This is a genomic window from Roseovarius faecimaris (genome assembly GCF_009762325.1).
In the GTDB taxonomy this organism is placed as follows: Bacteria; Pseudomonadota; Alphaproteobacteria; order Rhodobacterales; family Rhodobacteraceae; genus Roseovarius; species Roseovarius faecimaris.
In genome coordinates, this window is sequence record NZ_CP034348.1 from 913,910 (window position 1) to 926,725 (window position 12,816).

General features: G+C 60.3%; 19 protein-coding genes. 18 read left to right on the forward strand and 1 reads right to left on the reverse strand.

The features are described from left to right. The first annotated feature begins 19 nt into the window (after positions 1 to 19). The 12 genes from fusA (at position 20) to rplP (ending at position 9,372) form a co-directional block, all read left to right on the forward strand. Positions 20 to 2,143 (forward strand): elongation factor G, encoded by a 2,124-nt coding sequence (gene fusA / locus EI983_RS04820; RefSeq protein WP_157706268.1) that lies wholly within the window; start codon positions 20 to 22, stop codon positions 2,141 to 2,143. A 91-nt stretch (positions 2,144 to 2,234) separates the two neighbouring features. Further along, the gene (tuf, locus tag EI983_RS04825) at positions 2,235 to 3,410 is read left to right on the forward strand and encodes an elongation factor Tu (RefSeq protein ID WP_157706269.1); all 1,176 of its coding nucleotides are present in this window, start codon (positions 2,235 to 2,237) and stop codon (positions 3,408 to 3,410) included. Positions 3,411 to 3,532: 122 nt separating this feature from the next. Then, positions 3,533 to 3,841: a 30S ribosomal protein S10 gene (gene rpsJ / locus EI983_RS04830; protein WP_057795293.1), complete on the forward strand. Its 309-nt coding sequence runs from the start codon at positions 3,533 to 3,535 to the stop codon at positions 3,839 to 3,841. 14 nt (positions 3,842 to 3,855) lie between these two features. Next, positions 3,856 to 4,722 (forward strand): 50S ribosomal protein L3, encoded by an 867-nt coding sequence (gene rplC / locus EI983_RS04835; protein ID WP_157706270.1) that lies wholly within the window; start codon positions 3,856 to 3,858, stop codon positions 4,720 to 4,722. After that, positions 4,719 to 5,336 (forward strand): 50S ribosomal protein L4, encoded by a 618-nt coding sequence (gene rplD, locus EI983_RS04840; RefSeq protein WP_157706271.1) that lies wholly within the window; start codon positions 4,719 to 4,721, stop codon positions 5,334 to 5,336. Before rplC ends, rplD begins: the two co-directional genes overlap by 4 nt. Continuing rightward, positions 5,333 to 5,629, forward strand: coding sequence for a 50S ribosomal protein L23 (locus tag EI983_RS04845; protein ID WP_157706272.1), 297 nt, complete (start codon positions 5,333 to 5,335; stop codon positions 5,627 to 5,629). Before rplD ends, EI983_RS04845 begins: the two co-directional genes overlap by 4 nt. A gap of 119 nt (positions 5,630 to 5,748) precedes the next feature. Then, positions 5,749 to 6,216: a DUF4262 domain-containing protein gene (locus EI983_RS04850; protein WP_157706273.1), complete on the forward strand. Its 468-nt coding sequence runs from the start codon at positions 5,749 to 5,751 to the stop codon at positions 6,214 to 6,216. Between the two features lie 513 nt (positions 6,217 to 6,729). Further along, positions 6,730 to 7,572, forward strand: a complete 843-nt coding sequence (gene rplB / locus EI983_RS04855) for a 50S ribosomal protein L2 (protein ID WP_157706274.1) — start codon at positions 6,730 to 6,732, stop codon at positions 7,570 to 7,572. A gap of 3 nt (positions 7,573 to 7,575) precedes the next feature. Continuing rightward, complete coding sequence (rpsS, locus tag EI983_RS04860) at positions 7,576 to 7,854, forward strand: 30S ribosomal protein S19 (protein WP_111363269.1); 279 nt, start codon at positions 7,576 to 7,578, stop codon at positions 7,852 to 7,854. A 3-nt stretch (positions 7,855 to 7,857) separates the two neighbouring features. Next, complete coding sequence (gene rplV / locus EI983_RS04865; protein WP_157706275.1) at positions 7,858 to 8,238, forward strand: 50S ribosomal protein L22; 381 nt, start codon at positions 7,858 to 7,860, stop codon at positions 8,236 to 8,238. Further along, positions 8,238 to 8,945 (forward strand): 30S ribosomal protein S3, encoded by a 708-nt coding sequence (rpsC, locus tag EI983_RS04870; protein WP_157706276.1) that lies wholly within the window; start codon positions 8,238 to 8,240, stop codon positions 8,943 to 8,945. Before rplV ends, rpsC begins: the two co-directional genes overlap by 1 nt. Before the next feature lie 13 nt (positions 8,946 to 8,958). Beyond that, positions 8,959 to 9,372, forward strand: a complete 414-nt coding sequence (gene rplP, locus EI983_RS04875) for a 50S ribosomal protein L16 (protein ID WP_157706277.1) — start codon at positions 8,959 to 8,961, stop codon at positions 9,370 to 9,372. 74 nt (positions 9,373 to 9,446) lie between these two features. On the opposite strand, the gene EI983_RS04880 is transcribed toward rplP, so the two are convergent. Beyond that, a complete protein-coding gene (locus EI983_RS04880; protein ID WP_157706278.1) occupies positions 9,447 to 10,160 on the reverse strand; it encodes a lysozyme family protein in 714 nt (237 codons plus the stop codon). An 80-nt stretch (positions 10,161 to 10,240) separates the two neighbouring features. On the opposite strand from EI983_RS04880, the gene EI983_RS04885 reads away from it, so the two are divergent. From EI983_RS04885 to rplE, 6 genes are all read left to right on the forward strand, one after another. After that, entirely contained in the window at positions 10,241 to 10,861 is a 621-nt protein-coding gene (locus tag EI983_RS04885) for a 2OG-Fe(II) oxygenase family protein (protein ID WP_157708980.1), read from the forward strand. 192 nt (positions 10,862 to 11,053) lie between these two features. Then, a complete protein-coding gene (gene rpmC / locus EI983_RS04890; protein WP_157706279.1) occupies positions 11,054 to 11,257 on the forward strand; it encodes a 50S ribosomal protein L29 in 204 nt (67 codons plus the stop codon). A 12-nt stretch (positions 11,258 to 11,269) separates the two neighbouring features. Continuing rightward, on the forward strand, positions 11,270 to 11,500 hold the full coding sequence (gene rpsQ / locus EI983_RS04895; protein WP_157706280.1) for a 30S ribosomal protein S17: 231 nt from the start codon (positions 11,270 to 11,272) through the stop codon (positions 11,498 to 11,500). Between the two features lie 78 nt (positions 11,501 to 11,578). Further along, positions 11,579 to 11,947, forward strand: coding sequence for a 50S ribosomal protein L14 (gene rplN, locus EI983_RS04900; RefSeq protein ID WP_103762146.1), 369 nt, complete (start codon positions 11,579 to 11,581; stop codon positions 11,945 to 11,947). A gap of 1 nt (position 11,948) precedes the next feature. After that, a complete protein-coding gene (gene rplX / locus EI983_RS04905) occupies positions 11,949 to 12,260 on the forward strand; it encodes a 50S ribosomal protein L24 (protein ID WP_157706281.1) in 312 nt (103 codons plus the stop codon). After that, positions 12,253 to 12,816, forward strand: a complete 564-nt coding sequence (gene rplE / locus EI983_RS04910) for a 50S ribosomal protein L5 (RefSeq protein ID WP_157706282.1) — start codon at positions 12,253 to 12,255, stop codon at positions 12,814 to 12,816. Before rplX ends, rplE begins: the two co-directional genes overlap by 8 nt.

Here is a 12,816-nt window from a genome sequence, read left to right on the forward strand (position 1 = left end):
ACCCTAGAGGCACATTCAAATGGCACGCGACTATCCGCTCCAACGCTACCGCAACTTCGGCATCATGGCCCATATCGACGCAGGCAAGACCACCTGCTCGGAACGGATCCTGTATTACACCGGCAAATCCCACAACATCGGTGAGGTGCACGATGGTGCGGCCACGATGGACTGGATGGAGCAGGAGCAGGAGCGCGGGATCACTATCACGTCCGCCGCGACGACGACCTTCTGGCAGCGTCAGGAAGAACCGACCAACGAAGGCACGTCCGACACCAAGTACCGGATGAACATCATCGACACGCCCGGCCACGTTGACTTCACCATCGAAGTCGAGCGCAGCCTCGCCGTGCTCGACGGTGCCGTGTGTGTGCTCGACGCCAACGCCGGTGTGGAGCCGCAGACCGAAACGGTGTGGCGTCAGGCCGACCGCTATAAGGTTCCGCGTATCGTGTTCGTCAACAAGATGGACAAGATCGGCGCCGACTTCTTCAACTGTGTGCACATGATCGAAGACCGCACCGGCGCGCGCGCCGTTCCCGTGGCCATTCCGATCGGTGCCGAGAACGAGCTGGAAGGCCTCGTTGACCTCGTGACCATGGAAGAGTGGGTCTGGAAGGGTGAAGACCTGGGCGCGTCCTGGGTCAAGCAGCCCATCCGCGACGAGCTCAAGGATGTCTGCGAAGAGTGGCGCGGCAAGATGATCGAAGCGGCCGTCGAAGAAGACGACGACGCGATGATGGAATACCTGGAAGGCAACGAGCCTGACGTGGACACCCTGCGCAAACTGCTGCGCAAGGGCACGCTGGCCCTGCATTTCGTGCCGGTTCTTGGTGGCTCTGCCTTCAAGAACAAAGGCGTGCAGCCGCTTCTGAACGCCGTGATCGACTACCTGCCCAGCCCGCTGGACGTGGTTGATTACATGGGCTTCAAGCCCGGCGACGAGGACGAGGTGCGTAACATCGCCCGCCGCGCGGATGACGACATGGCCTTCTCGGCGCTGGCGTTCAAAATCATGAACGACCCGTTCGTCGGCTCGCTGACCTTCACGCGCATCTACTCGGGCGTGCTCAACAAGGGTGACACCCTGCTGAACTCGACCAAGGGCAAGAAAGAGCGCGTTGGCCGCATGATGATGATGCACTCCAACAACCGCGAGGAAATCACCGAAGCGTTTGCAGGCGACATCATCGCGCTTGCGGGTCTGAAAGACACCACAACGGGTGACACGCTCTGCGCCGTCAACGACCCGGTGGTTCTGGAAACCATGACGTTCCCCGATCCCGTGATCGAGATCGCCGTGGAGCCCAAGACCAAGAACGACCAGGAAAAGATGAGCCAGGGTCTGGCCCGTCTGGCGGCAGAAGATCCGTCCTTCCGCGTGGAGACCGACCTTGAAAGCGGTCAGACCATCATGAAGGGCATGGGCGAACTGCACCTGGACATCCTTGTGGATCGTCTGAAGCGCGAGTTCAAGGTCGAAGCCAATATCGGCGCGCCGCAGGTGGCCTATCGCGAGACGATCAGCCACGAGGTCGAGCACACCTACACCCACAAGAAACAGTCGGGTGGTTCGGGTCAGTTCGCCGAGGTGAAGATGATCATCACGCCGACCGAAGCCGGCGAAGGCTATTCGTTCGAGAGCCGCATCGTTGGTGGTGCCGTTCCGAAGGAATACGTGCCCGGCGTCGAGAAAGGCATCGAAAGCGTCATGGACAGCGGCCCGCTGGCGGGCTTCCCCGTGATCGACTTCAAAGTCGCGCTGATCGACGGTAAATTCCACGATGTGGACTCCTCGGTCATGGCCTTTGAAATCGCTGCCCGGATGTGCATGCGCGAAGGTCTGAAAAAGGCCGGTGCGAAACTGCTGGAACCGATCATGAAAGTCGAAGTGATCACGCCGGAAGACTACACCGGCAACATCATCGGCGATCTGACCAGCCGTCGCGGCCAGGTGTCGGGGCAGGAGCCGCGTGGCAACGCCATCGCGATCAATGCCAACGTTCCTCTGGCCAATATGTTTGGCTACATCAACACGCTGCGGTCGATGTCGTCGGGCCGGGCCCAGTTCACCATGCAGTTCTCGCATTACGATGCGGTGCCCAGCAACATCTCGGAAGAGATCCAAGCGAAATACGCCTAACTGCGGTGGGCCTGACAGGGGCCCACCCTACCACCCCCGTAGGGTGCGTGATGTCACGCACCGCACGACTTAAAAAGAAGGAGCCAATACCATGGCAAAGGAAAAGTTTGACCGTTCCAAACCGCACGTCAACATCGGCACCATCGGCCACGTTGACCACGGCAAAACCACGCTGACCGCAGCAATCACCAAATACTTCGGTGACTTCAAAGCCTACGACCAGATCGACGGCGCCCCCGAAGAGAAAGCCCGCGGCATCACCATCTCGACCGCACACGTCGAATACGAAACCGAGACGCGTCACTACGCGCACGTCGACTGCCCCGGCCACGCTGACTATGTGAAAAACATGATCACCGGTGCCGCGCAGATGGACGGTGCCATCCTGGTGGTGAACGCAGCCGACGGCCCGATGCCCCAGACCCGCGAGCACATCCTGCTCGGCCGTCAGGTGGGTATCCCCTACATGGTCGTCTACATGAACAAGGTTGACCAGGTCGACGACGACGAGCTGCTGGAACTGGTGGAAATGGAAATCCGCGAGCTGCTGAGCTCCTACGACTTCCCCGGCGACGACATCCCCGTCATCCCCGGCTCGGCCCTGGCCGCAATGGAAGGCCGTGACCCGGAAATCGGCGAAAACTCGATCCGCGCTCTGATGGCCGCTGTTGACGAGTACATCCCGACCCCGGCCCGTGCCGTGGACCAGCCCTTCCTGATGCCGGTCGAAGACGTGTTCTCGATCTCGGGTCGTGGTACGGTTGTGACCGGCCGTGTTGAGCGTGGCGTGATCAACGTTGGCGACGAGATCGAAATCGTCGGTATCCGCGACACCCAGAAAACCACCTGCACCGGTGTGGAAATGTTCCGCAAACTGCTCGATCGCGGTGAAGCCGGCGACAACATCGGCGCCCTGCTGCGCGGCATCGACCGTGACGGCGTTGAGCGTGGTCAGGTTCTCTGCAAGCCGGGTTCCGTGACCCCGCACACCAAGTTCGAAGCCGAAGCCTACATCCTCACCAAAGAGGAAGGTGGCCGTCACACGCCGTTCTTCGCCAACTACCGTCCGCAGTTCTACTTCCGTACGACGGACGTGACCGGCACCGTTGAGCTGCCCGAAGGCACCGAGATGGTTATGCCCGGCGACAACCTGAAGTTCGGTGTCGAGCTGATCGCCCCGATCGCCATGGAAGACGGTCTGCGCTTCGCCATCCGTGAAGGCGGCCGCACCGTCGGCGCCGGCGTTGTCTCGAAAATCATCGAGTAATCAACGTCTGACAAAACACCTCCATGGGCGCGCTGTACCGGCGCGCCCTACGGGTTCGACGAGGGGGGCCGGATGGTCCGGCCGTCCTCCTATCAACTCTCAAGCCTTGAAAGGCTAGACATATGCAAAGCCAAAACATCCGCATTCGGCTGAAGGCGTTTGACTACCGTGTTCTGGACGCCAGCACGCAGGAGATCGTCAACACCGCCAAGCGCACCGGCGCTGACGTGCGTGGCCCGATCCCGCTGCCGAACAAAATCGAGAAATTCACCGTTCTGCGTGGCCCCCACGTGAACAAGAAATCCCGTGATCAGTTCGAAATCCGCACGCATAAGCGCCTGCTGGATATCGTTGACCCCACCCCGCAGACCGTGGACGCGCTGATGAAGCTCGACCTGGCCGCCGGTGTGGACGTTCAGATCTCGGTCTGAGGAGGGCAGTTGAAATGTTGCGCTCTGGTGTAATCGCAAAGAAAGTCGGCATGACCCGGCTTTTCATGGAGGACGGCAAGCAGATCCCTGTGACCGTGCTTCAACTGGACAGACTTCAGGTGGTCGGCAACCGCACCCCTGAGCAGCACGGCTACTCGGCGGTGCAGCTTGGTGCCGGGTCGATCAAGGCCAAGCGGGTGAACAAGGCCCAGCGTGGCGCCTTTGCCGCCGTGAAGGTCGAACCGAAACGCAAAGTGGCCGAGTTCCGCGTGGCCCCCGAGGCGATGATTGATGTGGGTGAGGAAATCACCGCCAACCATTACTTCGAAGGTCAGTTCGTGGACGTGTCGGGCACCTCGATCGGTAAGGGCTTTGCCGGTGCCATGAAACGCCACAACTTCGGCGGCCTGCGCGCCTCGCACGGTGTCTCGATCAGCCACCGCTCGCACGGCTCGACCGGTCAGTGTCAGGATCCGGGCAAGGTCTTCAAAGGCAAGAAGATGGCCGGCCATATGGGTGCCGCGAAGGTGACGACGCAGAACCTGCAGGTGGTCAAGACCGATGCCGACCGTGGCCTGATCATGGTCAAAGGCGCCGTTCCCGGCTCCAAGGGCGGATGGGTGACGATCAAGGACGCGGTCAAGAAACCGTTCCCTGAAAACGCCATTGTGCCCGCCGCGTTGAAATCGGCCGCCGAGGAAGCCGCGAAAGCCGCTGAAGAAGCTGCTGCCGCTGCAGCCGCCGAGGCCGAAGCCGCAGCCGCCGCCGCAGCCGAAGCCGAACAGGCCGCTATCGAGGCCGCCGAGGCCGAAGAGGCCAAGGTCGACAAAGTTGCTGAAGCTCAAGCCGCTGAAGCCGAGAAGAAGGAAGGCGAAGAATGAAACTCGACGTGATCAAACTGGACGGCGGCAAGGCCGGCTCGGTCGATCTGGGCGAAGACATCTTCGGCCTGGAACCGCGCGCGGACATTCTGCACCGCGTCGTCCGCTGGCAGCGCAACAAGGCGCAGCAGGGCACCCACAAGGTCAAAACGCGGTCCGAGACCTCGTATTCCACCAAGAAGATCTATCGCCAGAAGGGCACCGGCGGCGCACGCCACGGTGACCGCAACGCGCCGATCTTCCGCAAGGGTGGTATCTACAAGGGCCCGACCCCGCGCAGCCATGCGCATGACCTGCCCAAGAAGGTGCGTCAGCTGGGTCTGAAACACGCCCTGTCGGCCAAGCTGAAAGCGGGCGAGCTCGTGATCATCGAAGCCGCCGATGCCGCAGGCAAGACCAAGGAGCTGGCCAAGCAGATCAAGGATCTGGGCTGGAAACGCGCACTGGTCATCGACGGGGCTTCGGTCAACGAAGGCTTCGCCAAGGCCGCGGCCAATATCGAGAACCTCGATGTTCTGCCGAGCATGGGCGCAAACGTATATGACATCCTCAAGCGTGACACCCTGGTGCTCACCAAGGCGGGTGTCGAAGCACTGGAGGCTCGTCTGAAATGAGCGCGAAACCAGAACATTACGACGTGATCCGCAAGCCGGTGATCACCGAGAAAGCCACCATGGCCTCCGAGGCCAACGCGGTGGTGTTCGAAGTGGCCATCGATGCGGCCAAACCGCAGATCAAAGAAGCGGTCGAGGCGCTGTTCGGTGTCAAGGTGAAGGCCGTGAACACGACCATCACCAAAGGCAAAAACAAACGCTTCCGTGGCCGTCCGGGCACCCGCAAGGATGTCAAGAAAGCCTATGTGACGCTGGAAGAAGGCAACACGATTGACGTGAGCACCGGTCTTTGATCGGTGTGGCGGGGTGAGCCTCGCCCTACGGTAGACATTGAGAATCCCCGGCTGCGAAAGTGGCCGGGTTTTTCGTTTTGCGTTGCAATTAGAGTGTCATGCTGCGACCAGTCGTAGCCATGACCGAAGAAGAAGTAAAAGCCCTCAATGACATTAACGCCTATGGTTGTCATGTTTTAAAGATACTTGGTGACGACCAAGTGCCGAATTTCGCTTACTCCATTGGGATCGAAGCGACTTCTCAGCAACCGGATCTTATTGTCGTTGGTTTGGACCTCGACGCAGCGCATTGGATCATCAACGAATACAATGAACGCATACGCCAAGGGGAGGAGTTCGTACAAAATAAAACGTACAATGAATTCCTAGAGGGATATCCGGTCGTCTTTAGCCCGATGTTGAAACAGTACTATCGCGACTATCTCGGATGGGGTCTGTGGCTTTACCAAGGTGAAGACTTCAGAATGCTGCAGTTCATCTATCCCACTGCATCGAAGCAATGGCCTTGGGAAGACGGAGCTCCCGAAGAATTCAAATGGCATATGCGGCTGCTGTGCGAAACGCCTCGATTACCTAACCAGCAATAGTATTGTAAGACGTAAAGTGTTTTCGCTCCCATTTGCGGGGTTTGAAAACCAAACAGGCCGGTTAACAGCGCCAAAGGCGCCCGGCCATCGCCAGCCCCCCTCTTTGGGCTGGCGATATGATGGGGCTGGGCGCGCCGCTCGTCTCAAGTGCGGATGTGGCGGGGATAAAGGGCTTTAGAATAACGGTCAGGATCGCCATCCCGGGGGCTGGCGATGGCCGGGCGGCGTTGAGCGGGGTGAAAGCGCTGTTTTTCTTGGGCGAGGCGCTTGACGTACACCCGGCCTTCCCCTACTAGACCCCATCGGCAAGGCCCCGGATTCGTCCGGGGCTGTGCTTTTGGTTTGTGAGGTGCGTGTAAACACACACCCTACATATCGCACCGCCGTAGGGTGTGTGTTTACACGCACCATTCTAACCGGGCACCTACGGGGGCCTATACAACAGGTCACCTCTCGAGGGGGCTATCACATAGGCGGGGCAACCCGTCGTTTGCTAGACGGAAGACAGAAAGCATGGCACTCAAGTCGTACAAACCAACGACGCCGGGCCAGCGTGGGCTGGTGCTGATTGACCGTTCGGAGCTGTATAAAGGACGTCCTGTCAAATCTCTCACCGAGGGTTTGACCAAGTCGGGCGGCCGCAACAACACCGGACGTATTACCTCGCGGCGGCGGGGTGGGGGGGCAAAACGCCTCTACCGGATCGTTGACTTCAAACGCAACAAATTCGATGTGGCCGCGACCGTTGAACGGATCGAATACGACCCGAACCGGACCGCGTTCATCGCTCTCGTGAAATACGAGGATGGCGAGCAGGCCTATGTGCTGGCACCCCAGCGCCTCGCCGTGGGCGATCAGATCATCGCCTCCGCGAAGGCCGACATCAAGCCCGGCAACGCGATGCCCTTCTCGGGCATGCCGATCGGGACAATCGTGCACAATATCGAGCTGAAGCCCGGCAAGGGTGGTCAGATCGCGCGCGCCGCTGGCACTTACGCCCAGTTCGTCGGCCGCGACGGGGGATACGCTCAGATCCGCCTCAGCTCGGGCGAGCTGCGCATGGTGCGCCAGGAATGCATGGCGACCGTCGGCGCTGTCAGCAACCCCGACAACTCGAACCAGAACTTCGGCAAGGCCGGCCGCATGCGTCACAAGGGCATCCGCCCGAGCGTACGCGGCGTGGTCATGAACCCGATCGACCACCCCCATGGTGGTGGTGAGGGCCGGACCTCGGGTGGTCGCCACCCGGTCACGCCCTGGGGCAAGCCGACAAAGGGTGCGCGCACCCGCAACAAGAACAAAGCGTCGCAAAAGCTGATCATCCGCTCGCGTCACGCCAAGAAGAAGGGGCGTTAATCAATGTCTCGTTCCGTATGGAAAGGCCCTTTCGTGGATGCCTACGTGCTGAAAAAAGCCGAAGCATCGCGCGAGTCAGGGCGCAATGAAGTCATCAAGATCTGGTCGCGCCGCTCGACGATCCTGCCCCAGTTCGTGGGCCTGACGTTTGGCGTCTACAACGGCAAGAAACACATCCCCGTCAATGTCACGGAAGACATGATCGGTCAGAAGTTCGGCGAATACTCCCCGACGCGGACCTATTATGGCCATGCCGCCGACAAGAAAGCCAAGAGGAAGTAAGCCATGGGTAAGGATAAAAATCCCCGCCGCGTGGCGGACAACGAAGCGATGGCGAAGCTGCGCATGCTGCGCACCAGCCCGCAGAAACTGAACCTGGTTGCGGCGATGATCCGGGGCAAGAAGGTGGACAAGGCTCTCAATGACCTGACCTTCTCGAACAAGCGGATTGCCGAGGATGTGAAGAAATGCCTTCAGTCCGCGATTGCCAATGCCGAAAACAACCACAACCTGGATGTGGACGAGCTGATTGTGGCCGAGGCCTATGTTGGCAAGAACCTCGTGATGAAGCGCGGGCGTCCGCGCGCGCGTGGCCGGTTTGGCCGCATCATGAAGCCGTTTTCAGAGCTCACCATCAAGGTGCGTGAAGTTGAGGAGCAAGCCTAATGGGTAACAAAGTCAATCCGATTGGCATGCGTCTTCAGGTGAACCGCACCTGGGACAGCCGCTGGTATGCCGACACCAAAGATTATGGTGATCTGCTGCTGGAAGACATCGCGATGCGCGATTTCATCAAGAAAGAGTGCAAACAGGCCGGTGTGAGCCGCGTGATCATCGAACGTCCGCACAAGAAGTGCCGCGTGACGGTGCACACCGCGCGCCCGGGCGTGATCATCGGCAAGAAAGGCGCCGATATCGAAACCCTGCGCAAGAAGCTTTCGGCCATGACCGACAGCGAACTGCACCTGAACATCGTGGAAGTGCGCAAGCCGGAACTGGACGCGGCTCTGGTGGGTGAAAGCATCGCTCAGCAGCTGGAACGCCGGGTCAGCTTCCGCCGTGCCATGAAACGCGCCGTGCAGAACGCCATGCGCATGGGGGCCCTGGGCATCCGTGTGAATGTCGCCGGCCGTCTGGGCGGGGCCGAGATTGCCCGCACCGAATGGTACCGCGAAGGCCGGGTGCCGCTGCACACGCTGCGCGCCGATATCGACTACGCCAATGTTGAAGCTGAAACCCCTTACGGGATCATCGGCATCAAGGTGTGGATCTTCAAGGGTGAGATCATGGAGCACGATCCGTCGGCTCGTGATCGCAAAGCCCAGGAACTGCAGGATGGTCCCGCGCCCCGTGGCGCTGGCGGCCGTCGCTGAGGAGGGTAGATAAATGCTGCAACCAAAGCGCACAAAATTCCGCAAGCAGTTCAAGGGCCGCATCAAGGGTGAAGCCAAGGGCGGGTCTGACCTGAACTTTGGCTCCTACGGCCTGAAGGCCACGCAGCCCGAGCGCGTCACCGCACGCCAGATCGAAGCCGCCCGCCGGGCCATGACGCGTCACATGAAACGTCAGGGCCGGGTCTGGATCCGGATCTTCCCGGATACGCCGGTGACCTCCAAGCCCACCGAAGTGCGGATGGGTAAAGGTAAGGGTTCGGTCGATTACTGGGCCTGCAAGGTCAAGCCCGGTCGCGTGATGTTCGAGATCGACGGTGTCAGCGAAGACATCGCCCGCGAGGCCCTGCGCCTGGCGGCGATGAAACTGCCGATCAAGACCCGCGTCGTCGAGCGTGAGGATTGGTGATTTTCGCTTAAGCGAAAATCACCGCGGTTGAAAATAGAGACCCCCCGTCAGACCTGGCGGGGGTTTTCGTTTTGTCACCCGCCCAATATCGCCCGTACCTGCCGGGAATAGGTCGCATAGCTCATCGTGGCCTTGTTGCCCGCCACCCCGTCATAGTAGCTGCGCCCCGAGGCCACTGGCAGACCGGCCCAGATCCTGGCGAGGTTGAGCATGAAGGCGTCCAGTGTGATCTCTCCCGTTTTCACCTTCATCAGCCCGGCATCGCCCAGAAGCAGATCGGCCAGACGGTCCTGTGTGGCCGGGCTGAACCGGGTTTTGGGGGAGAGGCCAAGCCGCTTGGCGGAATGGCGCAGGGTGGCGGGGATGAACTGATACCGCCCGATGGCGTGGGGCTGACCCGGCGTGGCGTCGATCCAGGCATAAATCTCTTGCAAGGTCATGTGTGTGGGGGCTTTGGGCGGCTTGATCCGCGCGCCGTGCTGTACCGCGTCATACCCCGCGCGCCCGGCTTCGGCGCTTGCGATCAGATCGCGCAGGCGCGCGGCTGTCCTGCCGCCACGCTGAAGCGGCGTGTCAAGACGGCCGGGCAGGGCGGCAAACAGCCCGCCTTCGGCCTCACCTACGAAAAGACTGGCGGAGGTCACTGCCGTTTTGGCCCCGCCCTGCATGGAAAAGAGTGGCTGCCGTGCCGAAAGCAGGCTGCCTGTGGCCGGATCCGCCGCGGCGATACCGGTCAGGCTAGAGCATATGAAAACTGCAAAGGCGGCTCTGAACACAAAAGGCCCCATTCTGGTGCGTCCTGCCGGTTATGTCGCACAGAGCTGAAGAAATCCTTGCCTTTGCCCCGGTGCAGGGTAAGACGCGGGGTATGCCCGATATCAAATCCCTCTTCGTGACCCGCCTCTACCGTGCCGCCTTGTCCGAACACGGCCCCGCCATCGACGCCGATGAGCTGGAAGCGTCCTGCTATTCCATCGCCGAGGATGATGAGGCCGGTCAGGAGTGGTGCGAGGAAAACGGCTATCCCGGCTATACCTCTTATGCCTCGCTCACCGATCTGCCCTGGCGGTTTCCGATCTTTGCCGATCTGGTGAAATCGCTCGATGCCCATGTCGCCGCCTTTTCGGAGGATCTGGAGTTTGACCTGGATGGCAAGGCGCTGGTGCTGGAAGACCTCTGGATCAACATCCTGCCAGAAGGCGGAACCCATTCCAGCCATATCCACCCGCATTCGGTCATTTCCGGCACCACTTATGTGGCCATGCCCGATGGCGCCTCGTCGCTCAAACTGGAAGACCCGCGCTCGTCCCGGATGATGGCCGCGCCTTCGCGCCGCAAAGACGCGCGCGAAGAGATGCGCCCCTTCATCTATGCCGCGCCCAAGGTGGGCGATGTGCTCTTGTGGGAAAGCTGGCTGCGGCATGAGGTGCCGATGAATATGTCAGAGGACGACCGGATCAGTGTGAGCTTCAATTACAAGTGGGAATGAATGGCTGCCGCCACGCCTAAGTTTCTCTTCAAACCCCCTTGCCCTCTATCCTCACCTCCCTTATAGAGCGGCATCGCACCTCCCCGGGGTTCCCCGGGGATTCGTGTTTTATGCAACGCATCCACCGGGTTTCTGCGTGACCCTGAGCCAAAAGTCAGGGGCGAGCCGGTGTTATGAGAAGGAAAAAGGCCGATGAACGCTGCCGAGCTGCGTGACAAAACGCCCGACCAGCTGCGCGAAGAGCTGGTGAACCTCAAGAAAGAGCAGTTCAACCTGCGCTTTCAGGCCGCCACTGGCGCGCTTGAGAACCCCGCACGTATGAAAACCGTCCGCCGCGATGTCGCGCGCGTGATGACCGTGCTGAACGAAAAAGCTGCTGCCGCAGCAAGCGAATAAGGAGAGCGACCCATGCCCAAGCGTATCCTGCAAGGCGTCGTGACCTCCGACGCAAACGAACAAACCGTCACCGTGTCGGTCGAGCGCCGCTTCACGCATCCGGTTCTGAAGAAGACCATCCGTAAGTCCAAGAAGTACCGGGCTCACGATGAGAAGAACGCCTACAAGGTGGGAGACACGGTCCGCATCATCGAATGCGCCCCGCGCTCCAAGACGAAACGCTGGGAGGTTCTGGAGGCGTAAGCCAAAGGAACCTTTTGGTTTGAACGAAACCATGGGGACAAGGCCAGAGAGAGCCCCCCAAAGGTCAGGAGAAACCCTATGATCCAGATGCAGACCAATCTGGATGTTGCTGACAACTCCGGCGCACGCCGGGTGCAGTGCATCAAGGTCCTGGGTGGGTCCAAGCGGAAATACGCGAGTGTCGGTGACATCATCGTCGTGTCCGTGAAGGAAGCCATCCCGCGCGGCCGCGTGAAAAAAGGCGACGTTCGTAAAGCCGTCGTCGTACGCACCGCCAAGGAAATCCGCCGTGAAGACGGCACCGCCATCCGCTTTGACCGCAACGCCGCCGTGATCCTGAACAACGCAGGTGAGCCGGTTGGCACCCGTATCTTCGGGCCGGTCGTGCGCGAACTGCGGGCCAAGAACTTCATGAAAATCATCTCGCTCGCCCCGGAGGTGCTGTAAGATGGCTGCCAAACTGAAAAAAGGCGACAAGGTCGTCGTTCTGGCCGGCAAGGACAAGGGCAAGGAAGGCACCATTGCCTCTGTTGACCCCAAGGCCGGCAAGGCCGTCGTTGATGGCATCAACATGGCCATCCGCCACACCCGCCAGAGCCAGACCTCGCAAGGCGGCCGCCTGCCCAAGGCGATGCCGATCGACCTGAGCAACCTGGCCTTCGTTGACAAAAACGGCAAACCCACCCGCGTCGGCTTCAAGATCGAAGACGGCAAGAAGGTGCGTATCGCCAAAACCACGGGGGACGTGATCGATGCTTGATAGTGCAGCTTACACCCCGCGTCTGAAAACCCAGTACCGCGACAGCATCCGTGCGGCTCTGAAAGAAGAGTTCGGCTACAAGAACGACATGCAGATCCCGCGTCTGGAAAAGATCGTCCTGAACATCGGCTGTGGCGCTGAAGCTGTGAAAGACAGCAAGAAAGCCAAATCCGCCCAGGAAGACCTGACCACCATCGCAGGTCAGCACGCTGTTGTGACCACCGCGAAGAACTCCATCGCCGGCTTCCGCGTTCGCGAAGGCATGCCGATGGGCGCCAAGGTCACCCTGCGCGGCGACCGCATGTATGATTTCCTCGATCGCCTGATCACCATCGCCATGCCCCGTATCCGCGACTTCCGCGGTGTGCCGGGTAAGAGCTTTGACGGACGTGGCAACTACGCCATGGGCATCAAGGAACATATCGTGTTCCCCGAGATCAACTTCGACAAGGTCGACGAAGTGTGGGGCATGGACATCGTTATCGCAACCACGGCGCAGACCGACGCTGAAGCCAAGGCGCTGTTGAAGCATTTCAACATGCCCTTCAACAGCTGA